Genomic DNA, 26,191 nt, shown 5'->3' with positions numbered 1-26,191 from the left:
GGGCGTCGCCGGCTCCCCTCCGCCGCTCGGTACGCTCGTGACCTTCGGGTGAACGCGAGATGGCCGCCAGGCGAACCGGCGGACCGGAGAGGGGTTGTATGGCGACCACGGCCGGAGCTTCCAGCAGCGAGACGTACGACGCGATCACCCACTTCGCCCACGCCATGCCGGGCTGGGTGCAGTCTCTCGTGCTGGCGTACACGCACTACGGCCTGGTCCTCGTGGCCCCGTTCTTCGCGTGGCTCTGGTGGCGGGCGCGCGGGACCGGCTCGCCCGAGCGGATGGCCGCGGCGCTGCTCGTTCCGGCGGCCACCGTGGTCGCCTACGTGCTCAGCGAGATCATCAAGGCCTTCGTCCACGAGCAGCGGCCCTGCCGGGGACTTCCGCCGGACGCGATCGTCGGCGCCTGCCCGCCGCCGGGCGACTGGTCGTTCCCGAGCAACCACTCCACCATCGCGGCCGCGGTCGCGCTCGGCGGGGCTTTCGCCTGGCACAAGGGCGCGCCGTGGCTCGCGGCCTTCGCGGCGACGATGGGCTTCTCGCGGGTGTTCGTGGGGGCGCACTACCCGCACGACGTCCTGATCGGGCTCGCGCTCGGGGCCGGGATGGCGTTGCTGCTGCAGCGATACGCGCTGGGTCCGGCCGCCGGACTCGTGCGGCGGTTCGCGGGCAAAGTGCCGTTCGGGTTGCTGGGCGTGGCACCGGAAGGTGCGGAGGCTGCGACGGCCCGGCCCGATCCGGACGGCGACGCTTCGCCAGGCCAGGCCGCAGGTGCTCGGCCGGGTGCTCGCGACGCGGGTGCGCCTCCCACTCGCCGCGTCAGCCCGCCCGAAGCCCGCGACGCCAGCGGTCGCCCCGTCCGGCCGCCCCGGCGGCAGAATTCGCAGCCCCTCCGCACCGCCGCGCCACAACCGGGCGCGGCGGACGCACCGGCGCCGCGACGGCAGAACTCCCAGCCGATCCGCACGGCCGCGCCCCAGCCCCGTGCGGCGGACGTCCCGGTTCCCGGACGGCAAAACCCCCAGCCGCCCCGCATGACTCCGCCGCCTCGTGGAACGGACGCACCCGCTCCGGGGCGGCAGAACTCGCAGCCGATGCCCCAGGCCCGGCCCGTCGACGGCCCGCCGCAGAACCGTCCGCCCGCGCAGCCGCCGGTCCGTCCGGCTCGGCAGCAGCCGCGTCCGGCCGGTCCGCCGCAGGGCCGCGCCGCGGGTTCGCCGCCGCCGCGTCCGTCGAACCAGGCCCAGGCCGGTCCGCCGCCGGAGGTCAGCCCGGGAGATCGCCCGTCGCGGCGAACTCCAGGCGCTTCGCGACCGACACCGCCTGGTCGGCGAAACGCTCGTAGAAACGGGTGAGCAGGCTCAGCGCGACCGCGATCCGCTGGTCCTGCGTCCAGTCCGGGGCGGTGACCGTCGCCATCACGCGGGCGTGCAGTTCGTCCACGCGCTCGTCGGCGCGGCTCAGTTCGGCGTAGCCGCCGCGGGCCTCGCCGTGCACGAGGTCGGCGAGCCGTTCGGCCATCGCCGAGGTGACCTCGCCCAGTTCCGCGAACACCGCCTCCAGGTCGGCGGGAACGGTCGGCTCCGGGTGGCCGCGGCGCGCGGTGCCCGCGATGTGCGCGGCGAGATCGCCCATCCGCTCGAGCTTCTCCGCGCAGTACACCGCGGCCAGCACGGCGCGCAGGTCGCCGGCCACCGGGGCTTGCAGGGCGAGCAGCGAATACGCCTCGTCCTCGCAGGTGGCGCGCTGGTCGTCGAGGTCGGCATCGCCGCTGAGCACCTGCTCGGCCAGCGGCAGGTCCATGGTCAGCAGCGCCCGGGTGGCCCGGCGCATCGCCTCCGCCGCCGCCTCGGCCATCGCCGCCAGACGCCCGTCGAGCTGTTTCAGGTCGTCCTGGAAGCCTTCGCGCATGTCGAGCGACTTTACCGGCGGCCGGCGAACAGGCCCGCGTCGGCCAGCGGCCAGGCCTCCTCGGGCTCGGCCAGCTCGTAGCTGTGGCTGCCCTCGTGCCCGCCGGGCACCCGGCAGAAAACGCCCTCGTCGGACTCCGCGCCGCATCGCGCGCGGGTCTCCAGCACGCGGCGGCCGGGCCACCAGCGCAGCCACATCAGCGGCTCCTCGCCGCGTCCGCCGACGGGCGTCGCGTGCTCGTGGCCGTGCCCGGCCTCCAGCTCGCAGAACAGCTCGGGCTCCGTCCCGCGGACCGCGACGCTCCGCAGGACCGAGCGCTCGCGCCCGGTCAGCTCCACCGGTTCGCGGCACAGCGCACCTTCGGCCATGCGGCCAGCGTAAACGGCCGCCGCCGATTCCGCGCGCAGGGCCCGGCCGCGCGCGCGTCCCGCGTGCCGGGCCCTGCTCTTCCGCAGGTCAGCGCACCCGCTCCAGGAGCGCGAACAGGTTCTCCCAGTGCCGCTTCTCGCCCTCGGCGTGGTACGCGGCCGTGTCCGACATCGTGAACCCGTGCGACGCGCCCTCGTACACCTCCGACCGGTAGGTCACCCCGGCCTCGTCGAGCGCGTGCTCGAGCGTCTTGATCTGCTCGGCGGTGGCCGACGGGTCCTGGTCGGCGTGCCCGAAGTACACCTCGCCGGTGATCGAGCCGACCCGCAGGTGCGGGCTGTCCGGCTGGTCGGTGGCGAGGCGTCCGCCGTGGAACGACGCGATCGCCTTGACCCGGTCCGGGAACGCCTCGATCACGCGCAGCGCGTTCGTGCCGCCCATGCAGTACCCGGTGATCACGACCGGTCCCGGCGCGACGCCGTCCTGCGCGGCGAACCAGTCCAGGTACTTCTCCGCGTCGCGAGTGATCGCCTCGGTGTCCAAGGCCTCGATCATGGGCATCAGCTTGCCGAAGACCTCGCCCCGTCGCTCCGGGTCTTCCAGAGCGGCGAAGTCCACCAGCGGCGTCCGGCCGCCGCGGTAGAGCAGGTTCGGCGCGAGCACGGCATAGCCCTTCTCGGCGATGCGGTCGGCCATCTCCTCGATCCGCGGCCGCAGCCCGAACGCGTCCGGGAAGAGCAGCACCCCGGGATGCGGCCCGCCGTCCGGCACGGCCAAGTACGCGTCCGCGGTCCCGTCAGCGGCCGGAACGTCTGGCTTTTCCTTGCGCATCCGCTTTGTCCTCCATTGATTGCAGTGCGTACGAGATCAATCTATCCCTGCGCCCGCGCCGCGCGAATGTCCCGTTTCCTGTCCGGTTATTGGACTGAACCACTGCGGTCGGCGGATTGACGGAGTCCGGTTTGCCCGGTCAGGATCACCGGGCCCGCTCCGGGCCGCCCTCCGCAGAACGGACTGTCGATGGCCAGACCTCCACGTTCCCCGCGCGCCCGGAACCGGGTCGCGCTCGCCGCGCTCGTCCTCCTGGGCGGGCTCGTTCCCGCCCAGACCGCCCAGGCCGCCCCTCCCCCGCGCCAGCCGGAGATCGGCCGTCCCGCGCTCGACCGCAACGGGTGCGCCCGCATCGAAGACTCGCTGCCCCAGCTGGCCGACTGGCCCAAGGTGCGCAGCGCGATGCCGAAGAACCCGGTCGACGAATGGCGGATCAGGCAGATCGTCTCCGGCATGTCGCTGGAGGAAAAAGTCGGGCAGATGACCCAGCCCGAGATCGCCGCGATCACGCCGGCCGAGGTCACCCAGTACTCGATCGGGTCGGTGCTCAACGGCGGCGGCTCGTGGCCGGGCGGGAACAAGCACGCCGGCCAGCAGGACTGGCTCAAGCTCGCGGATTCCTATTGGGACGCGGCCAAGGCCACGAGGACAAAGATTCCGGTAATTTGGGGCATAGATGCCGTGCACGGGAATAACAATGTGTACGGCTCCACTGTTTTCCCGCAGAACATCGCGCTCGGCGCGGCGCACGATCCGTGCCTGGTGCGCGATGTCGAGAACTCGACCGCACGGCAGATCCGCGCGACCGGCCAGGACTGGGCGTTCGCGCCGACTCTCGCCGTCGTGCAGGACGACCGCTGGGGCCGTACGTACGAAGGCTTCTCCGAGGACCCGCGCATCACCCGCGCCTACGGGTACGAGGCCATGAACGGTCTGCAAGCCGGGGCCCGCCTGCGCATCGGCGCGAACGGCGTGATCGGCACCGCCAAGCACTTCATCGGCGACGGCGGCACGACCAACGGCCAGGACCAGGGCGTGAACGCTTCGTCGGAAGCGGACATGATCAACCTGCACGGCCAGGGCTACTACGGCGCGCTCGCCGCGGGCGCGCAGACGGTCATGGCGTCGTTCAACAGCTGGACCAACCCCGACCTCGGCATCAACGAGGGCAAGATCCACGGCAGCGACAAGGTCCTCAACCAGATCCTCAAGGGCAAGATGGGCTTCGACGGCCTCGTCGTGTCGGACTGGAACGGCATCGGCCAGGTGACCGGCTGCACCAACTCCAGCTGCCCGCGCGCGATCAACGCGGGCATCGACGTCGTGATGGTCCCGAACGACTGGAAAGACTTCATCGCCACCACGGTCGCGCAGGTGCGCGGGGGCGAGATCCCGATGTCCCGCATCGACGACGCGGTCACCCGGATCCTGCGGGTCAAAATGCGCGCTGGGCTGTTCGAGGAGCGCAAGCCTTCGCAGCGCTGGTACGCCGGTTCGCCGGACGCGTTGACGGACAAGGCACTCGCGCGCGACGCGGTGCGGAAGTCGCAGACGCTGCTCAAGAACAACGGCAACGTGCTTCCCTTGGCGCGCAACGCGAAGGTGCTCGTGGTCGGCAAGAGCGCGGACAGCATCTCGAACCAGACCGGCGGCTGGACGCTGACCTGGCAGGGCACCGGGAACACCAACGCGGACTTCCCCGGAGCGACCTCGATCCTCGCTGGGCTCAAGGAGGATCTCGCCAACGTCACCTTCGACCCCACAGGCACCGTCGACCCCAAGGGTTATGACGCGGTCATCGCTGTTGTCGGCGAGACTCCGTACGCGGAAGGCGTCGGCGATCTGCAGCGGAAGAGCCTTGAAGCGGCGAAGCTGTATCCGGAAGACCTTGCGGTGCTGGACAAAGTCAGCGGCAAGGGCACTCCGGTGGTGACGGTGTACGTCAGCGGCCGCCCGCTGTACGTCAACAAGGAACTCAACCGTTCCGACGCGTTCGTCGCCGCCTGGCTGCCCGGCACTGAAGGCGGCGGCGTCGCGGACATGCTGGTGCGCGGCAAGGACCACGGCGGATACCGCGGCAAGCTGTCCTACTCGTGGCCGAAGAGTGCCTGCCAGACGCCGCTCAACCCGTGGAGTCCCGGCTACGACCCGCTGTTCAAGCTCGGCTACGGCCTCACCTCGAACCAGCGGACCACCGTCGGCAAACTCGACGAGACCGAGGGCCCGGCCCGCTGCGGTGCGACCGACGGCGGCGGCACCGCGACCGAGGACCTGCCGATCTACGACCGCACGGATGTCGCGCCGTACAAGAGTTTCATCGGTTCGGCGTCGAACTGGGGCGGCACCGAGATCGGCGCGGACGGCACCGCTTCGCATCCGGAGATCACCGTGGTCCCGGCCGACGTCAACGTCCAGGGCGACGGTCTGAAGGCGACGTGGACCGGCACCGGCGCGGCACAGCTGTATTCGCAGCATCCCGGCGGCACTGACGACCTGCGCGGATACCCCAACGCCGACGGCGCGCTCGAGTTCGACGTGATCGTGCATTCGCCGCCGGTGAACCGGACCGTCGTCAGCCTGCACTGCGTCTATCCGTGCTCGTCGGAGGTCAACGCGACGAAGCTGTTCGGCGATCTGCCCGCCGGGCAGAAGTCGACGGTGAAGATCCCGTTGTCCTGCTTCGCGAGCGGGCTGGACTTCGAGAGCATCGACACGCCGTTCCTCGTCTACACCGACGGCCCGTTCTCCGCGTCGTTCGCGAACGTGCGGTGGTCGCCCGGCGGGGCGAAGGATCCGGACGCGCGGAAGTGCTCCGACCTCACCGGATAGCCCGCGCCAGCTCGACGACCCGGGACCTGGCCGCCGCGCGCGACGCGGCGGCCAGGTCCTCGAGCCCGTCCAGCGCGGGGACGTCGCCGACCCGGGTGAACTCCTGGGACACGAACGTCAGCCGCTCCACGCCCTTGTCGGCGAGGTAGGCGCGCAGATACGACTCCTGGAACTCGAACGCCTCGCGCGGCGTGCCGGGCCCGTATCCGCCGCCGCGAGCATTCACGACCACGAAGTCCTTGTCCGCCAGCAGTTTCCGGCCGGTTTCCGGATCGGCGAACACGCCGGGGAAGCTGATCCGGTCGATCCACGCCTTGAGCGTCGCGGGCACGCCGAAGTTGTACATCGGCACCCCGATCAGCACGGCGCGGGCTTCGCGCACCTCGTTCACCAGCGGCAGCGTCAGGTCCCATTCGCGCTGTTCGTCGGCGTCCGCGATCAGCGTCGCGATGTCTTCCAGCGACAGCACTCCCTTGCGTTCCACCCGGCGGCCGAGCCGCGCGTACGCCTCGCGCAGCGGCGGCACGGGTTCGGCGGACACGTCGCGGTGCCGCACGGTCCCGCCGCCGCTCCGCCACTCGTCGGCGAACAACGCGCCCAGCTGCCTGCTCACCGACGCCTCGCGGTCGGCGCTCGAATCGACGTGCAGCAAGGGCGCTAGCATGACGGTCATCCGGTTCCTCTCCTCGTCCTTGGTCCTCGGGCCGGCACTCCCATGACGGATCGAGACGGGAAAAGGTGACCGATGGACGACGCACTGGCGCGGCGCTTCGAGGACGAGCGCCCGCGGCTGCACGCCCTGGCCTACCGCATGCTGGGTTCCGCGGCCGAGGCCGAGGACGTCGTGCAGGAGTCGTGGCTGCGGCTGAATCGCACGTCCGGCGTCGACAACCTCGGCGGCTGGCTCACCACGGCGGTGTCCCGGCTGTGCCTGGACGCCCTGCGCGCCCGCCGCGAAACGCCCGTCTCCGCGGTGCCTGACGCCGCCGGCGGCGCTGTGCCCGAGGACGAGATCCTGCTGGCCGGCGAGGTCGGGCGGGCGCTGCTGGTGGTCCTGGACCGGCTCGCCCCGCCCGAACGGGTGGCGTTCGTGCTGCACGACCTGTTCGCGGTGCCGTTCGACGCGGTCGGCCCGATCCTCGACCGGACGCCCGCGACCGCCAAGAAACTCGCCAGCCGCGCGCGATTGCGGGTGCGCGGGGAACCTGTCGTGGCGGTGGCGGAGCTGGCTGAGCACCGAGAAGTGGTGACGGCGTTCTTGGCAGCGGCCCGGGGCGGGGACATGGCGACGTTGCTGACCGTGCTCGCTCCGGATGTCGTGCGGCGCACCGATCCGGCGATGCTGCCGCCGGGAGCTGCCGCGGTGTTGCGCGGGGCGGACGAGGTCGCGCAGGGGACGAAGCTGTTCGCCGGGACTGCGCGGTTGGCTGAACTCGCGCTGATCGACGGGGATGTCGGGCTGGTGCTCGCTCCCGCCGGACGGTTGGTAGGGGTGCTGAGGATCGAGGTTCGCGCGGGTCTTCTCTGCGCGTATGAGGTAGTGGTGAGCGCCGAGCGGTTGGCGGGGATGGAGATCGCTACGCTCTCCTGCGATGGCGTATAGGGCGTTATACGACTTGGGTGTCGAACGGTTCGTAGCAGTCGAAGGTCTCGATCGAGGTGATCAGGCCGTCGGCGGTCTCGACGAACTGGGCGATGTGCGCGACGAGTTCGTCGCCGCGACGGAACGGGCCCGCGGCACGCGCGATCACCCCGCTCCAGGTGAGGCGAAGGATCGCGGTGTCCCCCACCGCCGCGGCCGAGCGCACGTCGTACCGCTGGCTCGACATCAATCCGGCACCGAACTCCGACGCCGCGAGCATCTGATCCAGGGTGGCGCGAGCGCCCGCGGGCTTGAGCAGGTTCGGATGCTCGACGGTCGACGCCGTCGGGGCGAAGTACTTCCGGAGATTCTCGCCGCACTGCCCGGCCTCGAGCGCCCGCAGCAGAGACGTCGCAAGGGCAACCGGGTCGCTGGCCATAAGAACAACTATAATTGTACAACATTGGTTGTCAATTGCATGGTAGGCACCGTGACCCCCCTGGACCTGGCCGATCTCGACCTCGCCACCCTCGCCTGGCTGGCGGGCAGTTCCGCGAACCGGGCGATCCTGGAGGAACTGCACGAGGCGGGCCACCCCGGCGTGCGCAACTCCCACGGGTACGTGATCCAGCACCTGATCGACCGGTCGCCCACCGTTTCCGAACTAGCCGGTCTTCTCGGCGTCACCCAGCAGGCGGCCTCGAAGCACCTTCTCGAACTGGAGCGGCTCGGCTATGTCGCGCGAGTGCCGGATCCCGCCGACAGCCGGGTGCGCCGGGCCCAGCTCACCGACCGCGGTTGGCGGCTCGTCGACGACAGCCGCCGGATACGGCAGCAACTCGATGCGCGGCTGACGAAATCGGCGGGCAAGGACGCTGCCGAAGCGGCTCGGCTAGTCCTGGCTCGCGTGCTCGAAGCGACAGGCGGAACCGCGGACGTGATCGCGCGTCGCGCCGCCCTGCCAAGCGAATAAACCTGCCGTCATCACCGCGTATCGGCGGTGCCCTCGTCGCGACGGTGCATCGCGCGATAACGACCGGGAGCCTGACCGACGACCCGTTTGAAAGCACGCGCGAACGCGAATTCCGAGTCGTAACCCACCTTCCGGGCGATCTGCCGCAGCGGGGCTTGGCCCTCGCGCAGCAGGCGGGCGGCCACGGTCATCCGCCAGATGCCGAGGTACTCCATCGGGGTGTGCCCGGTTGTCGACGCGAATCGGCGGCTGAACCGGGCCCGCGGAACGCCGACGGAGTGCGCGAGTGCCTCCACGGTCCAGGGTTTGCCGGGATCGTCGTGCAAGAGCGCGAGCGCGGGGCCGACCGCCGGGTCGTGGAGCGCGCGGGCCCACCCGGCCAACTGGTCGGGCTGGCCGAGGAACCAGGATCTCAGGGTGTAGGTGAACAGCAGGTCGAGCAGCGAGGCCACCACGGCGGGCGTGCCGCGGCCGGCGTGGTCGACCTCGGTGGTGAGCAGCTGGACGGCGGCGGCAAGGGAGGTGCCGCGCATCTGGCTCGCCGTGACACGCACGACGTCGGGCAAAGATGCCAGGAACGGGTGCTGCGGCGAAGGTTCGAGCAGGTACGCGCCGCAGACCAGGACGGTCTCGGGACCGTCGCCCTCGATGACGAGGTCGGTGGCCGACAGCTCCTCCAGGTCGGCGCCGAACAGTTCGCGCACGGTGCGAGCTGACCGGCCTGGAGTGTCGGCCACGACGTGTCCAGCGCCGGACGGGAGCAACGCGACATCCCCCTGGGCGAGATGCAGCGCCTCTCCGCCGTCGGGGACGAGCACGCAGGAACCGGCGATCACGACGTAGATCGTGGCGATCGAGCGCGACTCGAACGCGAGGCCCCAAGGGGCCCGCAGCAACGCCCGGCCGTAGACGACGCCGCCGCGCCGGAGGGCGGCAACGATATCGCCCACGACGTCCGCCACGTGGTCACGGCCGACCGCTTTCACCGGCATCGCCATACCCGATTCGCTCCGCCGTCGCACTGAACGGATATGAATCTGTCGAGAGCTGTCATGGCGCGCGTCGATAACCCGTTCATACGGTGAGGTGGTTGCCGATTCGACCCTACCTTGCGAGGAACGCGTGCCTACCACAGTTCTTGTCCTCGGCGCGGCCGGCCGCACCGGACGCCGGGTGGTGTCGTTGCTGGCCGAGCAGGGGCACACGGTCCGGGTCCCGGGAAGACCGGAGGGTTCGGCGACGCCGGTCCGGTTCGACTGGAGCGACCCGGCGACGTACCCGCCCGCGCTGGACGGCGTGGACGCGATCTACCAGTGGCTTCCGATCAGTCCCGACCCCACGACGGAGGTCGCGGCGCTGCTGGACGACGCCAAGAGCGCCGGGGTTCGCCGGGTGGTCCACCTGTCGACGACGACGGCGCGGCTGGCCGGCGAGGGCTTCCCGCTGGACGAGGCCGAGCGGCTCCTCGAAACGGGACCGGTGCCCGCGACCATTCTGCGCCCCAACGTCTTCGCCGAGAACTTCTCCGAACACCCCGCGATCCTGCGCGGAATCCGCACCGGGGTAGTCGCGGTTCCCGCGGGCGACGGCCGGGTCGCGCCGATCTCCGTCGAGGACATCGCCGCCGCGGCCGCGGCCGCCCTGACCGAGGACGGGCATCAGCACAAGACCTATTCGCTGACCGGACCCGATTCACTGTCCTTTTCGGACATGACCGCGATCGTGGGCGCTGCCGCGGGAAAACCGGTGCGGTACCAGGCGATGGACCCGGCCGAGTTCCGCGACGCCTTGCTCCGCGGGGGCACGCCCGGCCCGGTCGCCGACTTCTACGCCGCCATGTACGAAGGCATCCGCAACGACTGGGCCGCCGACGTGACCGACGACGTCCAGCGGATCACCGGCCGGCCGCCGGTCTCCTTCGCCGACTACGCCAGCGCCGCGGCGGCCTTGTGGCGTTGATTCGGCGAGTCTGGCCCGCGTCGATGAGGCCTGCCCCAGCCCAGGGGAGGTGGCGTGCCGCGCCAGGCTGGGGCAGGCATAACGGTGCGGTGAGCGATGGGCGGGACGCTCCTAACCGCACCGAGCTTCATCGGGTTTTTCCCCTTTTCGCGGGTTGTCGGCCTCCCGCGAAACGGTGTCGTCGACTTTCGGGATGACGTCGGTGTCCTCGTCGGCGCGTTCGGCGGCGGCCTCCTCGGCCGTCCGGCGGAATTCGGCCAGCCGGGCTTGTTCGATCTCGGCCTGGACCTCGTAGTCGAGCCGGGCCTGGAGGTCGCGGACGGTCAGCTTCCCGCGCGGGGGCGGCACCGGCCGGCGTGCGTGCCAGAGCCACATCGAGAGCAGTACCAGCAGCAAGAGCACGCAACATCCGATGACCACCGCCGGATGGCCGGTGCGGGCCGCCTCGCCGAGCGTCGCTGCCGCCTTCATGCGATCCACCTCTCAGCTGCGGAAGCGTCTTCGCGGTGCCTCCCCACCATGGGGCCGGCCAGTGGCCTGGACCAGCCAGCAAACCGGGCGAAAAGCGGGCGGCAACCGAGCGAATCGTCTTGCCCCGCACACGGTGACCTGCGGTAACCTAGCGACCCCGCGTTGTTGCGAAGGGGTGTCGCCCATGGGCGAACGGCGAGAAGGACTTGTCCGGGCACGCAAAGCGGCGAACCTGACGCAAGAAAAGCTCGCCGCGCTGCTGCCCGCCGACGAAAAAAGCATCCGCGCCTGGGAATCCGGCCGGTCCGAGCCGCGTCCGCACCGCCGCGACCGGCTCGCCCGGCTGCTGCGCATCAGCCCCGCCCGGCTGGAGGAACTGCTCCGGGAAGGCACCCCGGCGGACCTCCGCAGGCCGCCGGGAGCGCCGAGCGTCCTGCTGCCCGTCGTCGTGGACGGGCGTCCGGTCGCGCTGCCGCTGGACCGGGCGACCGTCGCGGCCAGCGTCCTCGCCCGGCTCGTGCCCGCACCCGGCGACGCGGCCCCGCCAGCGGTTCCGACCACAGAATGGGACGCCATGAGCCCGCTCAGTCGCCGCTCACTGCTCAAGAACGGCCTGCCGGTCGCGGCTTTGCCCGCGCTGGGAATAGGCAGCGCCGAGCACGTCGCGCGAGCGCTGGAGAATCCCCGGCGGTACATGGACAAAACCGTCACGCACTATTTCCGGCGGCAGCTCGACCAGTACAAATACGAGGACGGCGAACGCGGTCCGGCCAAAACGCTCCCGATGACGCTGGGCGTGCTGGACATCATCGACCGCATCGCCCGCGACGCGGCGCCCGAGGATCAGCGGGACCTGCTGCGAATCGGCTCGGAGGGCGCGGAGTTCGCCGGCTGGCTCTACCGCGACCGCAGGCAAATGGAAGATTCGCTGTACTGGCACGACCGCGCGATGGAATGGGCGCAGGCGGCGGGCGACGGCACGATGCAGGGCTACATTCTGCTCAAGAAAGCCCAGGTCGCCTACGACGAACGCGATCCGCGGCGGATGCTCATCCTCACCAGGGCGGTGCGCAACGGCCCCTGGTCGCTCCCCCGGCGGCTGCAGGCTGAAGCCGCCCAGCAGGAAGCCCGCGCGGAGGCGATGCTCGGCGCGTCGGCCGATCAGGTCAACCGCACCCTCGACGTCGCATGGAAACTGCTGGACGACGCCGGACCGGCCGAATCGCCCCTCGGCGCGCACTTCAACGCGACTCTCCTGAATATGCAGACCGCGATCTGCTACACCGAAGCGGGCGAACCGCGCCGGTCGGTCGAGTTGTACGAGAAAACGTTGAAGGAAACCCAATTCTCCCGGCGCGACTACGGTTTCTTCCTGTCCCTCATGGCAAACTCGCTGGCCCTTTCCGGCGAACCGGACCAAGCAGCCAAAACCGGCCTCATTTCCGCGCAGCGAGCTGCGGAAACGAACTCCCGGCGCACCAAGGAAGAACTCCGCCGGGTCGTGGAAGTGCTGAAGCCGTGGCACAACCGCCCGGACGTCCGGGAATTGCGCGAGGCGCTCAACGGCTGACCCGTCAGCGAAGCCATTCCCGGACTTCGCCGATCACCTGCCGTTGCCACGCTTGGGTCTGCGGATCGGCGTACCCGGGATCGTCGTGGACCGCGAAGCCGTGCTGCGCCCCGTCGAGCTGGAGCAGCCGGTGTTCGCAGGTCAGCTCCCGATCCGCGGCCCGCGACGACTCGACGGGGACGAACGTGTCCTTGGTGCCGTGCACAATCAGCGTCGGCGCGGTGATGCGCGGCAGGTTTTCGCGCGACTCGAACCAGAACGCTTCGTTGAGCAGCGCGCGGCCGAGCCGGAAGCCAGGCCCGTGACCGAGATAGCCCTGCTGTTTGAGATCGGCGGCGCCGTGGTCGTCGAGGTAGCCGTCCGCCGACCACGCGGACTTCTCCTCGATGAACCGCGCGCGGTAGTCGATGAGGGGGTTGAACAGGACGAGCCGCTCGACGTCGTCCGGTCGCTTGGCCGCGTAGTACGCCGCGACGCCGCCGGAGAAACTGGCCGCTGCGAGCGAGGTCCGCACTCCCGGGACGGCGGTGGAAAGGTGCTCAATGCTGGCCCGGATCACGTTGAGCAGCGCGAAAAGCGTCAGATCTTCCTGGCGGCCTTCGCTTTCGCCATGCCCGGGAAGGTCGATTCTCAGCGACGCTATGCCGGCCTCGGCCAGGTGGTCGGCGAGGCGAGTGAAGAAGCCGCCTTCCTCGCGGGTGACGCTCGCCCCTTGCACGAGCAGCACCGCCCGGCGAACTCTGCCGTCCGGCTCGGTGAGGGTGCTGGCCAGGGTGAGGCCGTCCGGTGTACGAACTGTCCGATAGCTGTCGCGCGACATGGACACTCCCGGAGTTGTCGTCACCTCCCAGTGTGTCAGGTTCGCGCGTTCGGGGGATGAAATTGTCCGACGGTGTAACGAAGTCGACAGTTGCCGTGATCAGCTGCGACGGGTGGACGGGCGGAGTTGGCCGTCCGATTTAGCGCGCGTCCGGGGGAAACGCGATCACATGAAGCAGACCGACCTGCGACGAAGCGCCAAGAATCTCGCCCCTCGCGATCCGCTCACGCACAGACGACAAGGGCACCCACGCCACCCGCTCCGCCTCGTTGACGTCGACCTCGCCGCCGATGTACTCCGCGCCCCTGGACAGGAAAAGGAGATTTTCGTTGTCGGCGATGCCGACGTTCGGCTGAAGCGAAGCCAGCGGCTCTCTCGTGCGAGGCCGCCACCCCGTCTCCTCTTCGACCTCGCGCGCCGCCGTGATCGCCGGGTTCTCGTCCGGGTCGACGTATCCCCCGGGCAGTTCCCACACCCACCGGTCGAAGATCCAGCGATGCCGCCACATCATCAGCACCGACGTGCCGTGATCGTCGAGGACCACCATCATCGCGGCCTTCGGCATCCGCATGACGTACTGCTCGAAGGTCACGCCGTCCGGCAGTTCGACCGAGGCCACGCTGAGCCGCAAGCGCCGCGTGTCGTCGACTACGCGTTCTCCGCGGATCGTCCACTTGGTGGCCTCGGGCGGCCGAGCCGGGTCCATAACGCGACCCTACCCAGCACCTACTTCTTCAGCCTCCGGCTCCCGCCATGCCAATCCTGTTCCCGACCGGTCTCCCCCGCCCCCACCCCGAACGACGGCAGCTGCGGCATCTCCCGCAGACTCCGCTTCAGCTCGGCGAAGCCCGGGAACGCCGCCAACCCCACCACGTGGTCCCACAGCTCCACCGCCTCCTCATCAGACGGCAAGCGGCTGATCACCGGCCCGAAGAACGCGACTCCCTCTGGCGGCTGGAAGTGCAGGATCGGCGTCCCGACGTCCTTCCCGGTCAGCGAAAGGGCTTCGTCCGTCTCCCGCTGGATCTCCGCGTCCCACGCAGCATCGTCGACCGCGTCCGCGAGGTCTGTCGGAAGGCCAGCGCGCGCAAGGGCCGTCGCAGCCGCCGAGCGGGTGCTGTGCGCGGCCCGGGCCTCGGCGGTGTCCTCGACCAGACCGCTTTCGAAGTTCTGCTCCCCCAGCGCCTCGTAGAGCGGACCGACCGCCTCGCGGCCTTGTGAGGCGCGCACCGCGGCTGCCAGGCGGAGCAACCGCAGGCCCGACGTGTGCGAAGCGTCGTACTCCGGCGGGAAGTGCGTCGAGTAGTCCAGATGGGCGTTCAGCAACCGCAGCGAGATGAACCGCCAGTCCACCGAGTACGAGCGCTGGCGGGCGACTTGGCGGACCCACTTGCTGGTCATCCACGCGAACGGGCACACCGGATCGAAGTAGAAGTTCAGCTCGGCCATGGCCCGACTCTACGTCCCGGAAAGCTCAAGCGCCCTTGCTGCGCCGCCCGGCCTCGCCGGACAGTTCCTGGTGATGCTGCACCGCCAGCTGGACGATGTGCCGCACGTGCGGATCGTCGAGCACATAGACCTGCCGCTTCCCCTCGCGACGGGCGCGGACGAGGCCGGCGAGTTTGAGTTTGCCCAGGTGGTGGCTGGCGGTCGGCACGGTCTGGCCGGTCTCCTCGGCGAGCGTGCCGACGTCGCGCTCCCCGTGCGACAGCAGCCACAGCAGGTGCAGCCGCACGGTCGCGGAGAGCAGGCCGAACGTCGCGGCGGCGTCTTGCAGCAGGTCGGCGGGGAGCGGTTCCAGCGGGGGCTGGGATGGGGTGGACACGACGGACATCCTCTCGGGTGGGCTCTCAGCGTGACTTAGCCCCCATCACTTGCACAAGTGTTTGACTGTTTTCGTGATCTGCGCTCTACTGGTCCCCGGCCGGCGCGCTGACGCCGGCCGATGAGTCTTGCGGAGGAGGTGAGCCGGGTGACCGGCGAAGGAAGTAGTCGGCACGACCGTGCGGGAACCCCGGCAGCCATCTAGGTCCGGACGCACCCCGCGCGGTCCGCTGCCGCCCAGCAGACCTCGAGGGGACGACCGATGACCCGCTTTCCCGCCCTGCGCGCCCACGGCGACGCGCCGGTGCTCACTCTTTTCCGGAATCTCGACAGCTCGCCCAAAGGCCTCACCGAAAACGAGGCGGCCGAACGGTTGCGCCGCTTCGGCGAGAACCGCATCGACGGCACGGACCGCGCGCCCGTCCGTTTCCGGGCTGCCGCGCGGAGCCCGTTCGTCGCGTTGCTGACCGCGCTCGGCGTGGTTTTCGCTGGCGTCGGCGACATTCGCGGCGCGGTGACCGTCGGCGTGATGGTCGTGCTCAGCATCGGCCTCCGCTTCTGGCAGCAGTCCCGGTCCGAGCGTGCGATCAGCGCGGTTCGCGATCAGATCACCACCACTGTCACCGTGCGTCGGCGCGCGGCCGTGGAGTTTCCCGGCAGCGAACGCGAGGTGCCCACGGGAGACCTCGTCCCGGGAGACGTCGTGCTGCTCGGGCCCGGCGACGTGATCCCGGCTGACGTGCGCATTGTCGCTGCCAAAGACTTCGTGGTCGACCAGTCCGCGCTGTCCGGCGAGGCGCTGCCGGTCGCGAAGCAGGCACCCCGGCCCGGTAAGCACGAGGAACACGAACTCGTCGAGACGCCCGCGCTCGGCTTCGCGGGCACGTCGGTGGTCGGCGGAACCGCGACCGCCGTGGTCGCCGCAACGGGCAGCGAAACCTACTTCGGCGCGCTCGCCCAGCAATCCGCCGAGCCGCGCGCGGAATCCAGCTTCGACGCCGGCGTGCGCCGCGTCGGATGGACGCTCGTGCGGTTCATGCTGGTGATGGTGCCGGTCGTGCTCGTCGTCAACGGCACAGTCACCGGGGACTGGGCGCAGGCCGGGATGTTCGCGGTCGCCGTCGCGGTCGGTCTCACGCCGGAGATGCTGCCGGTCATCGTCACCACGAACCTCGCGCGAGGCGCGGCCGCGCTGTCCCGGCGGCAGGTGATTGTCAAGCGGCTCAACGCCATCCAGGATCTCGCCGCGATGGACGTGTTGTGCGTCGACAAGACCGGCACCCTCACCGAGGACCGGATCGCCTACGCGCACAGCGTCGACTACTCCGGCAGCCCGGACGGCGAAGCGGCCGAGTACGCGGGCCTCGCGGTGCGCTTCCAGACCGACCGGCACGACCGGCTGGACGAGGCGATCGAGCCGCTGTTCGACGGCGAAGCCGACCTGGTCGCCGACGCGCTGTTCACCGGCGTCGCCGAGATCGGCTTCGACCACGCGCGCCGCCGGGCCAGTGTCGTGGTCCGGCGCGGCAGCGAGCACCTGCTGATCAGCAAGGGCGACCCGGACGAGATCCTGCCGCGCTGCAGCCACGCGCGCCGCGACGGCGTCGTCGCCGAATTCGACGACGCCGCCCGCATCGGCGCGGAAGAACTGGTGCGCGCGTACGCCGAACACGGCATGCGGGTGCTCGCGGTGGCCGCGCGGGAAGTCGAACCCAGGCTCGGCGGATTTGACGAAACTGACGAGAACGAGATGATCCTCGTCGGTTTCGTGGGATTCGTCGACCCGGTCCGCGACGGCGTCGTCAACGCGGTGAAAACCCTTGGCGAGCAAGGGGTCGCGCTGAAGGTGCTGACCGGCGACAACCGGCACGTGGCCGCGCGCGTCGCGGATTCGGCGGGAATCCCGGTCGGCGAGGTCGTGCTCGGCCGCCAGGTCGAAGCGGCAGACGACGCCGAACTGCGCGAAATCGTCAAGGACACCACCGTCTTCGCGAAGCTCACGCCAGCGCACAAGGCCCGCGTGGTCACCGCGTTGCGCGAGAACGGCCGGGCGGTCGGTTTTGTCGGCGACGGCGTCAACGACGTCACCGCGCTGCGCACCGCCGACGTCGGGATCGCTCCGGACACCGCCACCGACGCGGCGAAGGACGCGGCGGACCTGGTGCTGCTGGAACGCGACCTCGGCGTGCTCGCCCGCGGCGTGGCCGAAGGACGGCGGACGCTCGGCAACACGCTGAAGTACGTCAACATCACCGCCGCGTCGAACTTCGGCAACGTGCTGTCGGTGCTCGCCGCGAGCGCGTTCCTGCCGTTCCTGCCCATCCTGCCGATCCAGCTCGTGGTGTCGAACCTGCTCTACGACCTGGCTCAGCTCGCGCTCGCGTGGGACCGGGTGGACGAGGACTACCTCAGCGAACCGCGCCGCTGGGACGCTCGCGGGCTGACCGGCTTCATGCTCGTGTTCGGTCCGCTGTCGTCGCTGTTCGACCTCGCGACGTTCGCCGTGCTGTGGCACGTCTTCGGCGCGGGCGCGGACCCGCTGCTCTTCCAGACCGGCTGGTTCGTCGAGGGGCTGCTCTCGCAGCTGCTGGTCGTGCTCGTCCTGCGCGGACGCGGCACTCCCCTGCGCGCCAGCCGCCCGGTCGTGCTGGCGACGGCAGCCGCCGCGCTCGTCGGTTTGCTGGTGCCGCTGTCGCCGCTCGCCGGACCGTTGCGCATGCAGGCGCTGCCCGCCAGCTACCTGCTGTGGCTGGTGCTCGTGCTGGCCGGGTACGCGCTGGCCGCCCAAGTAGCGAAACGCGGTTACGCACGCCAGCGTGCGTGGTGGTAACCGTCCTTTTTCCGGTTTTTCCCGACTATTTCTGAACTTTTCGCACCAACCAGTGGGAGCGCAGATGACGACTGCGGAGATGTTGCTGCGCCTTGGCGCCGGAGTGGGCCTCGGCACAGTGATCGGATTTGAACGCCAATACCGTGCCCGGATGGCCGGCTTGCGGACGAACGCGCTGGTCGCGGCCGGTGCGACGCTGTTCGTGCTGCTGTCCGCGCACGGTTTCAGCGGAGCGAGCGCCGACCCCACCCGGGTTGCCGCGCAAATTGTTTCCGGAATCGGTTTTCTCGGCGCGGGCGTGATTCTACGCGAAGGATTGACCGTGCGCGGGCTCAACACAGCGGCGACATTGTGGTGCTCCGCCGCGGTGGGCGCGCTCGCCGGAGCCGGGCTGTACACAGCCGCTGGCGCGGGCACCGCCGTGGTGATGGCGGTGAACATCGCGCTGCGCCCGCTCGGCCGCGTGGTCGACCGTCGTCCGGCGACCGGCCGCGAAACCCCGACGTCGTACACCTTCCTGGCGGTGACCAAGGACGATTCCGAAGCGCACGTGCGCGCGTTGCTCGTGCAGGCGTTGGCACGCACTGATTTCGCGCTGCAATCGGTCACCAGCACCAATACCGACACCGCCGGGCAGGTGCAGGTGCGCGCCGAACTGTCCGCCGATCAGCGCGACGACAAGCAAATGGAGTCGGCGGTGAGCCGGCTGTCCATGGAGCCGTCGGTGACCAGCGTGCGCTGGCAAGCCGAACTCTCCTACACCGACCAGGACAGCGAGAACTAGACCAATGCTGCGTACCTTCCCCACCCGCGGCGCGCTCGTCCGGCCGCGCCGCACGGTCGCCGACGTGGCGGTGTTCCTCGGCGCCGCCGCGGCGTTGTGGCTGATCGTGCGGCTCGCGCACGGTGCCGCCACGGCGTGGACTCCGGCGACCGCACCGTCCACAGTGTCCACTGATCCGGCCGAACTCCCTTACTACGCCGGACGTTCGCTGCTGCGGATGTTCGTCGCGCTCGTGCTGTCGGTCGGATTCACCTTCGTCTACGCGACCGCGGCGGCCCGGCTGCGGCGCACGGAAAAGATCCTGCTTCCCGCACTCGACATCCTGCAGTCGGTGCCGGTGCTCGGGTTCCTGTCGGTGACGATCACCGGGTTCATCGCGCTGTTCCCCGGCTCGCAACTGGGCCTGGAATGCGCGTCGATCTTCGCGATCTTCACCTCGCAGGCGTGGAACATGACCTTCGCGTTCCACCATTCGCTGGTCTCGCAGCCGCGCGACCTCGACGAGGCGTCCCGGCTGCTGCGGCTGTCCCGCTGGCAGCGGTTCTGGCGCGTCGACGTGCCGAGCGGCCTGATCCCGCTGGTCTGGAACGGCATGATGAGCTTCGGCGGCGGCTGGTTCTTCCTCACCGCCTCCGAAGCGCTCAGCGTCAACAACCAGAAGTTCGCGCTGCCCGGAATCGGCGCGTACGTCGCGACCGCTTCCGAAGAGGGCGATCTCGGCAAGGTGCTGCTGGCCGTCGGTGCGATGGTGGTCCTGGTCGTCGGTGTGAACGTGCTGTTCTGGCGACCGCTCACCGCGTGGTCGGAGCGGTTCCGCATCGAAAACTCCGAAGCCGCCGAGGCACCTCGCAGCCTGGTACTCGACCTGCTGCGCCGCTCGCGGATCCCGGCACTGCTCGGCCGGGTGCTCGGCAAACTGGTGTTCCCGCTCGACCGCGCGCTGGCGGTTTTCGGGCTCGCCGAGTACCCGCTGCGGTTCTCCCCCGCCCGCCGGCGCGCCGCGGACATCGTGTTCAGCGTCGTGGTTTTCGGGCTGATCCTCTACGGCGCGGTGCGCATGGTGCTGTTCATCGGCGAGACCACCGGATACGGCGAGATCGGGCACGTGCTGCTGCTCGGCCTGATCACGTTCGCACGGGTGGTGACGCTGGTGGTCGTCGGCACGCTCGTGTGGGTGCCGATCGGCGTGTGGATCGGGATGAACCCGCGGGTGTCGCGGCTCGCCCAGCCGGTCGTGCAGGTGCTCGCGTCGTTCCCGGCGAACTTCCTGTTCCCGCTGATCACCGCCGTGCTCGTGGCGACCGGGATTTCCCTGGACTGGGGCGGCATCCTGCTGATGAGCCTCGGCGCCCAGTGGTACATCCTGTTCAACGTCATCGCGGGCGCTTCGGCCATTCCGCACGACCTGCGCGAGGCGTCGGCGAACCTGCGGCTGCCGCGAGCGCTGTGGTGGCGTCGGCTCGTGCTGCCCGCGATCTTCCCGAGCTACGTCACCGGTGGGATCACCGCGGCGGGCGGCGCGTGGAACGCCTCCATCGTCGCGGAAATCGTGTCCTACAACGGGGTCACGCTCACCGCGACCGGCCTCGGCGCGTACATCGCCGACGCCACCGGCGCCGGCGACTCCGGGCGGATCCTGCTCGGCGTCGCGGTGATGAGCCTGTACGTCGTCGGCCTCAACCGGCTCTTCTGGCGGCGGCTGTACCGCATCGCCGAACGCCGGTTCTCCCTGTCCTGAAAGGTATCCTCATGTCCGAAGTCCTCGTTTCCGTCGAGCACGTCAGCAAGAGCTTCCCCGGTTCGGCGGGCGACGAACTGCGCGTCCTCGACGACCTCACGCTCGACCTGCGCGCGGGCGAGATCGTCGCGCTGCTCGGCCGGTCGGGCAGCGGGAAATCGACGCTGCTGCGCACGATCGCCGGGCTGATCGGCCCGACCCGCGGCACCGTGCGTTATCGCGGCGAAGAACTCGACGGCGCCAATCCGGGCACCGCGATGGTGTTCCAGACGTTCGCGCTGATGCCGTGGCTGACCGTGCAGGACAACGTCGAACTCGGCCTCGCCGCGCGCGGCATCCCGCCGAAAGCCCGCCGCGACCGTGCATTGCAGGCGATCGACCTGATCGGCCTCGACGGTTTCGAATCCGCATACCCCAAGGAACTTTCCGGCGGGATGCGGCAACGCGTCGGCTTCGCCCGCGCGCTCGTGCTCGAACCGGATGTCCTGCTGATGGACGAACCGTTCTCCGCGCTCGACGTGCTGACCGCGGAAAACCTGCGTACCGAACTGATGAGCCTGTGGCAGCGCGCCGATTTCCCTACCAAGGCCGTCTGCATCGTCACGCACAACATCGAGGAGGCAGTACTGCTCGCCGACCGCGTGCTGGTCCTCGGCGCCAACCCCGGGAAGCTGCGCGCGGAAGTGGAGATCGACCTCGCCCGGCCGCGCGACCGCAAATCCCCCGCGTTCGCCGCGCTGGTCGAGCGGCTCTACGACCTGCTGACCGGACGCGATCCGGCGGCCGTCGAACCCGCGCAGGCCACGCCCACCGCACGGCCGCTGCCGCCCGCGTCGGTCGGCGGCCTCGCCGGGCTGGTGGAACTGGTGCATGCCCGCGGCGGACACGCCGACCTGCCGGATCTCGCCGCCGAACTGAGCTTCGAGGTCGACGACCTGCTGCCGCTCGTCGATGCCGCCGCCCTGCTCGACCTCCTCTTCGTGGCGGGCGGGGACCTGCACCTGACCCCGGTCGGCACCGCCTTCACCACCGCGGACATCCAGACCAGCAAGAAGATCTTCGCCGGTCAGGTCCGCGACCGGGCGCCGCTGGTCCGCACGATCGTCAACGCGCTCACCGCCAGTTCGGACGGCACGTTGCGCGCGGAGTTCTTCCTCGACCTGCTCCGCCGCGGTTTCTCCGCCGCCGACGCCCGGCAGCAACTGGACACGGCGATCGACTGGGGCCGGTACGCGGAGCTTTTCGACTACGACACCGACAGCGACCGGATCGCCCAGACGACCGCCGAATAGCTCAGCTCTCCGGAGCCGTCTCCACGCGCGGCGCCGGGCTGTCCGCCGGGGCGTCCGGAGCCGGGTCCCGGTTCACCGCCGCGATCGCGAGCGCCCCGATCACCGCCACCGCCGCGAACAGGTAGAAGCCCCACGGATACGCCAGCCCCGCCGACAGCAGCAGCCCGGTCACCAGCGGCCCGGACATCGCGCCGAACCGGCCGATCCCGCTCGCCGCGCCGAGCCCGGTGCCGCGTGCTTCGGCGGGGTACACGCGGGCGATGTACACGTAGACCAGCACCTGCGAGCTGAAGGTGAAGATCCCCGCCAGCAGCACGCCGGCGTACACGCTCGCCCCGGGCAGCTTGATGCTCAGCAGCGCCAGGAACACCGCCGCCGCGGCGAACCACAGGATGGTCGAACGGCGGTAGCCGATCTTGTCCGCGACCCGGCCGCCGACCAGCAGGCCGATCACCGCGCCGACGTTCAGCACCAGCAGCAGCGCCAGCGCCGCGCCGAGTTCGTAGCCCGCCGCGCGCATGATCTGCGGCAGCCAAGTGTTCAGGCCGTACACCAGCAGCAGCCCCATGAACGACGTCACCCAGAACGCGATGGTCGCGCGGCCGTAGCCGTGCCGGAACAGGACGCCGAGCGGGTTGCGGTTGCGCCGGGCTTCCTTCGCCCGTTCCAGCGCCTTCGATTCGGGCAGGAACTTCATCATCAGCGGCACGAGGATCAGCGCAGGCGCGGCCCCGATGACGAACATCCACTGCCAGCCGAGCCGTTGCAGCACCAGGATTCCGAGCAGCGCGGTGAGCACGGCGCCGACGTGGTAGCCGGTCATCAGCACGGTGGTCGCGCTGCCGCCGCGGCCGATCCGCGCGTACTCGGTGATCAGCGCCAGCGCCGTCGGCAGCACACCGCCGAGCCCGAGCCCGGCCAGGAACCGCAGCACGCCGAACAGCCACGGCCCGTTCGCGAACGCGCAGAGCAGCGTGCAGACCGAGAAGCTGGTCACGGTCAGCAGCATCATTCCCCGCCGGCCGAACAGGTCGCTGAGCGGGCCGATCGAGAACGCGCCGACCGCCACGCCGAGCAGCCCGACCGCGGAGATCAGCGACGCCGTGTTGGGGTCGAGCCCCCACGCTTTGTCCTTGAGCAGCGCGGGCAGCACGACGCCCAGCACCACCAGGTCGAACCCTTCGAGCGCCACCGCCGTCCAGCACAGCGGGGCCACCCAGCGGGCGTGGCGCGCCCGGGGATCAGTCGAGACCGTCATGTCATCACCTGCGTCGTCGGAGGGGACCTGGGCCGGATTGCTTCTAGAACGGATACTGCGGAAGGTCGCCGCGCACGGTGACCCACTGGGTTTCGGTGAACGCCTCCAGGTTGGCCTGCGCGCCGCCGTGCCGGGAGCCGGTTCCCGAATCCCCCACCCCGCCGAACGGGGCGAGAGCTTCGTCGTTGACCGTCTGGTCGTTGACGTGCACCAGACCGGACGGGATCCGCTCGGCCAGCGCCAGCCCCCGCGCGGCGTCCCGGGTCAGGATGCCCAGCGACAGCCCGTACTCGGTACCGCCGGCCAGGCGCACTGCTTCGTCCACTGTGGAGAACGGCACGACCGGGGCGACCGGGCCGAACACCTCCTGGGCGTAGGCGGGCGCGGCGAGCGGGACGTCGGTGAGGACGGTCGGGCGGTAGAACAGGTCCTCGTAGGTGCCGCCGGTCGCGATCTTCGCACCGGCCTCGGCGCTGCCGGTGACCACCGAGTGCACGCGGTCGCGTTGTCCCGCGTCGATCAGCGGGCCGAGCGCGACGTCGCCGGTCGCCGGGTTGCCGACGGTCAGCTTGGCCGCGTGCTCGGCGAGCGCGGCCGCGTAGTCGTCGGCGATTTCGGCGGCGACCAGGTGGCGTCCGGTCGCCATGCAGATCTGCCCGGAGTGGTTGAACGAACCGAACGCGCCGACCGACGCGGCCTGTTCGACGTCCGCGTCCGCGAGCACGACGAGCGCCGAGTTGCCGCCGAGTTCGAGGTGCACGCGCTTGAGCCGCTCCCCCGCCGCCGCGGCGATCTTGCGGCCCGCGTTCGTCGAGCCGGTGAACGCGATGACGCGCACCAGCGGGTCCTCGACCAGTGCGGCACCGACGTCCGCGCCGCCGGGCAGCAGGTGGAACAGGCCTTCGGGCAGACCGGCTTCCTCGAAGATCCGGGCCAGCACGACACCGCCGCACACGGCCGTGCGCGGGTCGGGCTTCGCCAGCACCGCGTTGCCGAGCGCCAAGGCGGGCGCGATTGCGCGGATGGAGAGGATCACCGGCGCGTTGAACGGCGAGATCACGCCGACCACTCCGGCCGGAACCCGGCGCGCCATCGACAGCCGAGGCTGGCTGGAACGCAACAGTTCCCCGTATGGATGCGCGGCGAGCGCCGCCGCTTCGTGGCATTCCTCGGCCGCGACCGCGCGGGTCTGGAACTGCGCGAACGCCCGTGTGGCACCGGATTCGCGGACGAGCCAGTCGTCGATCTCGTCGCCGTGGTCCTCGAAAAGCCGCGCAGCCCGGCGCAGCACTCGGGCCCGTTGGTCGTACGGCTTCGCAGCCCACTCCCGCTGGGCTTCCTGCGCAGCGGCGGCAGCCTTCGCGACATCCTCCGGAGCCGCCGCGCCGACCCGGGCCAGCGTCGCCCCGGTGGCCGGTTCGACCGCGTCGTATTCCCCGCCCGCGCCGGGGATCCAGCCGCCGGAGAAGATCCGGCCCTGCCATCCGGTTCCGAGCAACGTCATGCCGTCACCGCCACTTCCAGCACCAGCGGCTCCGTGCGCGCGGCCAGCGTCGGCAGCACCTCGTTCAACACCGACTCCAGTTCTTCGTAGGTTTCCGCGCGCCGTGCCGGGCAGCCGAGCGATTTCGCGAGCCCGCTCACGCTGACCTCGTCGAACCCGGGCCACGGCGCTTTCCCGCCCCCGGCCGTGCGTTCGCCGTGCCGCACGGCGAGTTTGTCCATGATCGCGTAGCCGCCGTTGGAGAGCACGATCACGAGAACGCCGACGCCGTAATGCGCGGCGCTCCACAACGACTGGATCGAGTACAGCGACGAGCCGTCCCCGATCACCGCGACCACCGGGCGCTTCAGCCCGCCCATCCGCAGCCCGATCGCCGCCGGAATGCCGAAGCCCAGCCCGCCCATGGCCGCGCTGAGGAACCCGAGCGGTTCGCGCGCCGGAACGTACGCGTGCAGCAGCGGACGGCTCGACGGCGATTCCTCGACCAGCACCGTGTCCTGGGGCAATCGGCGCGCGAGCAGGCCGAACACGTGGTCCGGACCCAGCGGCGCACCCGCCTCCGGCGCCCCGGGCAGCTCGACCGTCCGGCCGATCTTTTCGGTGCCCGCTTCCCGCGCCGGAACCAGCTCCGCCAACGGCCCGCACACCGCCGACGGCCGCGCCAGCACGGCGAGGTCGACCGGGCTGCGGTGCGCTTCGTTCGGATCGTCCGTGACCACCGCGATGCGGGTGCCCGGTTCGGTCAGCTGTCCCGGTTCGCGCGGGTACTGGCGGAAAACCGGTGCGCCGACCGACAGCACCGCGTCGTGTCCGGACAACGCTTTCCGCAGTCCTTCCCGGCCCGGCGGCAGATGCCCGGCGAACTGCGGATGGTCCTGCGGGAATCCGGCGCGCGCCCCGAACGCCTCCTGCCACACCGGGCACGCGAGCTTTTCCGCCAGCGTGGTCAGGCCGCGCCACGATTCGGCGTCGTCGGCCCCCGCACCCGTCACGATTACCGGATTGGTTGCGGTACCGAGGAATTCCGCCAGCTCGGCCAGCACCGCGGGCTCGGCGGCGTTCGCGCGGACCAGCTTCGCCGGGGCAGGCAGCGGCTCGTCCACGGCCGCCGGCTCCGACCAGTCGTCCATCGGCACGATCACCAGCGCCGGGCCGCGGTGCTCGCGCGCCTCGTGCCAGGCGCGGGCGAGCGCACCCGGAACGTCCTGCGCCCTCGGCGGTTCCGCGATCCACACCGGCGTGGGCCGGGCAAGATCGTCGAGCCGATGCCCGGTGAGGAACGGCTCCAGCGCGAGATGGCGGCGGTCCTGCTGCCCGACGAGCACCACGAGCGGCGCACGGTTGACCCGCGCGGTCGCGAGCGCGCCGACCGCGTTCCCGAGCCCCGCGGTGGTATGCAGGATCGCGACCGCGGGCCGGTCGTTAGCGAGCGCCCAGCCGGTCGCCATGCCGACCACCGAACCCTCGTGCAGCGCCAGCACGAACTCGAGGTCGTCGGGCAGGTCGGTGAGCAGCGCGATCTCGGTCGACCCGGGATTGGCGAACACCGTCGTGGCGCCGAACCGGCGCAGCACGTCGAACGCGGCGTCGCGAACGGTCGGGGCAGGGCTCACGGACTTCTCCTCGGCAGTGGCGGCAACGAGCGG

24 protein-coding genes are annotated in these 26,191 nt (G+C 70.5%); 10 read left to right on the top strand and 14 right to left on the bottom strand.

Annotated features, from left to right (window positions below):
- Positions 1-98: 98 nt before the first annotated feature.
- Positions 99-1,355: a phosphatase PAP2 family protein gene (locus WA670_RS12595; RefSeq protein WP_336157773.1), complete on the top strand. Its 1,257-nt coding sequence runs from the start codon at positions 99-101 to the stop codon at positions 1,353-1,355.
- Here WA670_RS12595 and WA670_RS12590 read toward each other — a convergent pair.
- From WA670_RS12590 to WA670_RS12580, 3 genes are all read right to left on the bottom strand, one after another.
- The gene (locus tag WA670_RS12590) at positions 1,267-1,911 is read right to left on the bottom strand and encodes a phosphate signaling complex PhoU family protein (RefSeq protein ID WP_134661742.1); all 645 of its coding nucleotides are present in this window, start codon (positions 1,909-1,911) and stop codon (positions 1,267-1,269) included. The genes WA670_RS12595 and WA670_RS12590 overlap by 89 nt on opposite strands.
- An 11-nt stretch (positions 1,912-1,922) precedes the next feature.
- Positions 1,923-2,279 (bottom strand): hypothetical protein, encoded by a 357-nt coding sequence (locus WA670_RS12585; protein ID WP_037811451.1) that lies wholly within the window; start codon positions 2,277-2,279, stop codon positions 1,923-1,925.
- Positions 2,280-2,367: 88 nt separating this feature from the next.
- The gene (locus WA670_RS12580; protein ID WP_037811449.1) at positions 2,368-3,111 is read right to left on the bottom strand and encodes a dienelactone hydrolase family protein; all 744 of its coding nucleotides are present in this window, start codon (positions 3,109-3,111) and stop codon (positions 2,368-2,370) included.
- A gap of 189 nt (positions 3,112-3,300) precedes the next feature.
- Between WA670_RS12580 and WA670_RS12575 the strand changes: the two genes are divergently transcribed.
- Complete coding sequence (locus tag WA670_RS12575) at positions 3,301-5,940, top strand: glycoside hydrolase family 3 protein (RefSeq protein ID WP_336157772.1); 2,640 nt, start codon at positions 3,301-3,303, stop codon at positions 5,938-5,940.
- On the opposite strand, the gene WA670_RS12570 is transcribed toward WA670_RS12575, so the two are convergent.
- Positions 5,930-6,613, bottom strand: coding sequence for an FMN-dependent NADH-azoreductase (locus WA670_RS12570; RefSeq protein WP_336157771.1), 684 nt, complete (start codon positions 6,611-6,613; stop codon positions 5,930-5,932). The two genes, WA670_RS12575 and WA670_RS12570, sit on opposite strands and share 11 nt — an antisense overlap.
- Positions 6,614-6,685: 72 nt before the next feature.
- Here WA670_RS12570 and WA670_RS12565 point away from each other — a divergent pair, with 72 nt between their 5' ends.
- Positions 6,686-7,543 (top strand): sigma-70 family RNA polymerase sigma factor, encoded by an 858-nt coding sequence (locus WA670_RS12565; protein WP_336157770.1) that lies wholly within the window; start codon positions 6,686-6,688, stop codon positions 7,541-7,543.
- A 4-nt stretch (positions 7,544-7,547) separates the two neighbouring features.
- Here WA670_RS12565 and WA670_RS12560 read toward each other — a convergent pair whose 3' ends face one another.
- The gene (locus WA670_RS12560; protein ID WP_336157769.1) at positions 7,548-7,961 is read right to left on the bottom strand and encodes a nuclear transport factor 2 family protein; all 414 of its coding nucleotides are present in this window, start codon (positions 7,959-7,961) and stop codon (positions 7,548-7,550) included.
- A gap of 51 nt (positions 7,962-8,012) precedes the next feature.
- Between WA670_RS12560 and WA670_RS12555 the strand changes: the two genes are divergently transcribed.
- Entirely contained in the window at positions 8,013-8,495 is a 483-nt protein-coding gene (locus tag WA670_RS12555) for a MarR family winged helix-turn-helix transcriptional regulator (RefSeq protein WP_336157768.1), read from the top strand.
- Positions 8,496-8,506: 11 nt separating this feature from the next.
- On the opposite strand, the gene WA670_RS12550 is transcribed toward WA670_RS12555, so the two are convergent.
- Positions 8,507-9,487 carry an AraC family transcriptional regulator gene (locus WA670_RS12550; protein ID WP_336157767.1) on the bottom strand — a complete coding sequence of 327 codons (981 nt, stop codon included), beginning with the start codon at positions 9,485-9,487 and terminating at the stop codon, positions 8,507-8,509.
- Between the two features lie 130 nt (positions 9,488-9,617).
- Between WA670_RS12550 and WA670_RS12545 the strand changes: the two genes are divergently transcribed.
- Positions 9,618-10,454 carry an NmrA family NAD(P)-binding protein gene (locus WA670_RS12545; RefSeq protein WP_336157766.1) on the top strand — a complete coding sequence of 279 codons (837 nt, stop codon included), beginning with the start codon at positions 9,618-9,620 and terminating at the stop codon, positions 10,452-10,454.
- Between the two features lie 111 nt (positions 10,455-10,565).
- Here WA670_RS12545 and WA670_RS12540 read toward each other — a convergent pair whose 3' ends face one another.
- On the bottom strand, positions 10,566-10,925 hold the full coding sequence (locus WA670_RS12540) for a hypothetical protein (RefSeq protein ID WP_336157765.1): 360 nt from the start codon (positions 10,923-10,925) through the stop codon (positions 10,566-10,568).
- Positions 10,926-11,109: 184 nt separating this feature from the next.
- On the opposite strand from WA670_RS12540, the gene WA670_RS12535 reads away from it, so the two are divergent.
- Positions 11,110-12,495, top strand: a complete 1,386-nt coding sequence (locus tag WA670_RS12535) for a helix-turn-helix domain-containing protein (protein ID WP_037811438.1) — start codon at positions 11,110-11,112, stop codon at positions 12,493-12,495.
- 4 nt (positions 12,496-12,499) lie between these two features.
- On the opposite strand, the gene WA670_RS12530 is transcribed toward WA670_RS12535, so the two are convergent.
- From WA670_RS12530 to WA670_RS12515, 4 genes are all read right to left on the bottom strand, one after another.
- On the bottom strand, positions 12,500-13,315 hold the full coding sequence (locus WA670_RS12530; RefSeq protein WP_336157763.1) for an alpha/beta hydrolase: 816 nt from the start codon (positions 13,313-13,315) through the stop codon (positions 12,500-12,502).
- 139 nt (positions 13,316-13,454) lie between these two features.
- Positions 13,455-14,021 (bottom strand): NUDIX domain-containing protein, encoded by a 567-nt coding sequence (locus tag WA670_RS12525; protein WP_037811434.1) that lies wholly within the window; start codon positions 14,019-14,021, stop codon positions 13,455-13,457.
- Between the two features lie 20 nt (positions 14,022-14,041).
- Positions 14,042-14,764, bottom strand: a complete 723-nt coding sequence (locus tag WA670_RS12520) for a DsbA family protein (protein ID WP_037811430.1) — start codon at positions 14,762-14,764, stop codon at positions 14,042-14,044.
- Between the two features lie 25 nt (positions 14,765-14,789).
- Positions 14,790-15,149, bottom strand: coding sequence for an ArsR/SmtB family transcription factor (locus WA670_RS12515; RefSeq protein WP_051171745.1), 360 nt, complete (start codon positions 15,147-15,149; stop codon positions 14,790-14,792).
- Positions 15,150-15,401: 252 nt separating this feature from the next.
- Between WA670_RS12515 and mgtA the strand changes: the two genes are divergently transcribed.
- The 4 genes from mgtA to WA670_RS12495 all read left to right on the top strand — a co-directional run bounded on the left by mgtA (position 15,402) and on the right by WA670_RS12495 (position 21,783).
- Positions 15,402-17,969: a magnesium-translocating P-type ATPase gene (mgtA, locus tag WA670_RS12510; RefSeq protein ID WP_336157762.1), complete on the top strand. Its 2,568-nt coding sequence runs from the start codon at positions 15,402-15,404 to the stop codon at positions 17,967-17,969.
- A gap of 64 nt (positions 17,970-18,033) precedes the next feature.
- Positions 18,034-18,753, top strand: a complete 720-nt coding sequence (locus WA670_RS12505; RefSeq protein ID WP_037811423.1) for an MgtC/SapB family protein — start codon at positions 18,034-18,036, stop codon at positions 18,751-18,753.
- Between the two features lie 4 nt (positions 18,754-18,757).
- The gene (locus tag WA670_RS12500; RefSeq protein ID WP_336157761.1) at positions 18,758-20,491 is read left to right on the top strand and encodes an ABC transporter permease; all 1,734 of its coding nucleotides are present in this window, start codon (positions 18,758-18,760) and stop codon (positions 20,489-20,491) included.
- Positions 20,492-20,502: 11 nt separating this feature from the next.
- Positions 20,503-21,783, top strand: a complete 1,281-nt coding sequence (locus tag WA670_RS12495; protein WP_336157760.1) for an ABC transporter ATP-binding protein — start codon at positions 20,503-20,505, stop codon at positions 21,781-21,783.
- A gap of 1 nt (position 21,784) precedes the next feature.
- On the opposite strand, the gene WA670_RS12490 is transcribed toward WA670_RS12495, so the two are convergent.
- Genes WA670_RS12490 through WA670_RS12480 form a run of 3 tightly spaced genes read right to left on the bottom strand, consistent with a single transcriptional unit; the run spans position 21,785 to position 26,158 of the window.
- On the bottom strand, positions 21,785-23,041 hold the full coding sequence (locus WA670_RS12490) for an MFS transporter (RefSeq protein ID WP_134661752.1): 1,257 nt from the start codon (positions 23,039-23,041) through the stop codon (positions 21,785-21,787).
- Between the two features lie 43 nt (positions 23,042-23,084).
- Positions 23,085-24,545 carry an aldehyde dehydrogenase family protein gene (locus tag WA670_RS12485; protein ID WP_336157759.1) on the bottom strand — a complete coding sequence of 487 codons (1,461 nt, stop codon included), beginning with the start codon at positions 24,543-24,545 and terminating at the stop codon, positions 23,085-23,087.
- Complete coding sequence (locus WA670_RS12480) at positions 24,542-26,158, bottom strand: thiamine pyrophosphate-dependent enzyme (RefSeq protein WP_336157758.1); 1,617 nt, start codon at positions 26,156-26,158, stop codon at positions 24,542-24,544. Before WA670_RS12480 ends, WA670_RS12485 begins: the two co-directional genes overlap by 4 nt.
- Positions 26,159-26,191: the final 33 nt, after the last annotated feature.

Origin of the sequence: Amycolatopsis sp. VC5-11 (assembly GCF_037034185.1) — a bacterium.
Classification (GTDB): domain Bacteria; phylum Actinomycetota; class Actinomycetes; order Mycobacteriales; family Pseudonocardiaceae; genus Amycolatopsis; species Amycolatopsis nivea.
Note: the sequence above shows the minus strand (reverse complement) of the source record. Positions and strands in the feature narration are given on the sequence as shown.

Bases quoted from the DNA above. Each gene is read 5' to 3' on its own strand.
- WA670_RS12595 (WP_336157773.1), top strand. From the start codon at position 99: ATGGCGACCACGGCCGGAGCTTCCAGCAGCGAGACGTACGACGCGATC.
- WA670_RS12590 (WP_134661742.1), bottom strand. From the start codon at position 1,911: ATGCGCGAAGGCTTCCAGGACGACCTGAAACAGCTCGACGGGCGTCTG.
- WA670_RS12585 (WP_037811451.1), bottom strand. From the start codon at position 2,279: ATGGCCGAAGGTGCGCTGTGCCGCGAACCGGTGGAGCTGACCGGGCGC.
- WA670_RS12580 (WP_037811449.1), bottom strand. From the start codon at position 3,111: ATGCGCAAGGAAAAGCCAGACGTTCCGGCCGCTGACGGGACCGCGGAC.
- WA670_RS12575 (WP_336157772.1), top strand. From the start codon at position 3,301: ATGGCCAGACCTCCACGTTCCCCGCGCGCCCGGAACCGGGTCGCGCTC.
- WA670_RS12570 (WP_336157771.1), bottom strand. From the start codon at position 6,613: ATGACCGTCATGCTAGCGCCCTTGCTGCACGTCGATTCGAGCGCCGAC.
- WA670_RS12565 (WP_336157770.1), top strand. From the start codon at position 6,686: ATGGACGACGCACTGGCGCGGCGCTTCGAGGACGAGCGCCCGCGGCTG.
- WA670_RS12560 (WP_336157769.1), bottom strand. From the start codon at position 7,961: ATGGCCAGCGACCCGGTTGCCCTTGCGACGTCTCTGCTGCGGGCGCTC.
- WA670_RS12550 (WP_336157767.1), bottom strand. From the start codon at position 9,487: ATGCCGGTGAAAGCGGTCGGCCGTGACCACGTGGCGGACGTCGTGGGC.
- WA670_RS12540 (WP_336157765.1), bottom strand. From the start codon at position 10,925: ATGAAGGCGGCAGCGACGCTCGGCGAGGCGGCCCGCACCGGCCATCCG.
- WA670_RS12535 (WP_037811438.1), top strand. From the start codon at position 11,110: ATGGGCGAACGGCGAGAAGGACTTGTCCGGGCACGCAAAGCGGCGAAC.
- WA670_RS12530 (WP_336157763.1), bottom strand. From the start codon at position 13,315: ATGTCGCGCGACAGCTATCGGACAGTTCGTACACCGGACGGCCTCACC.
- WA670_RS12525 (WP_037811434.1), bottom strand. From the start codon at position 14,021: ATGGACCCGGCTCGGCCGCCCGAGGCCACCAAGTGGACGATCCGCGGA.
- WA670_RS12520 (WP_037811430.1), bottom strand. From the start codon at position 14,764: ATGGCCGAGCTGAACTTCTACTTCGATCCGGTGTGCCCGTTCGCGTGG.
- WA670_RS12515 (WP_051171745.1), bottom strand. From the start codon at position 15,149: ATGTCCGTCGTGTCCACCCCATCCCAGCCCCCGCTGGAACCGCTCCCC.
- mgtA (WP_336157762.1), top strand. From the start codon at position 15,402: ATGACCCGCTTTCCCGCCCTGCGCGCCCACGGCGACGCGCCGGTGCTC.
- WA670_RS12505 (WP_037811423.1), top strand. From the start codon at position 18,034: ATGACGACTGCGGAGATGTTGCTGCGCCTTGGCGCCGGAGTGGGCCTC.
- WA670_RS12500 (WP_336157761.1), top strand. From the start codon at position 18,758: ATGCTGCGTACCTTCCCCACCCGCGGCGCGCTCGTCCGGCCGCGCCGC.
- WA670_RS12495 (WP_336157760.1), top strand. From the start codon at position 20,503: ATGTCCGAAGTCCTCGTTTCCGTCGAGCACGTCAGCAAGAGCTTCCCC.
- WA670_RS12490 (WP_134661752.1), bottom strand. From the start codon at position 23,041: ATGACGGTCTCGACTGATCCCCGGGCGCGCCACGCCCGCTGGGTGGCC.
- WA670_RS12485 (WP_336157759.1), bottom strand. From the start codon at position 24,545: ATGACGTTGCTCGGAACCGGATGGCAGGGCCGGATCTTCTCCGGCGGC.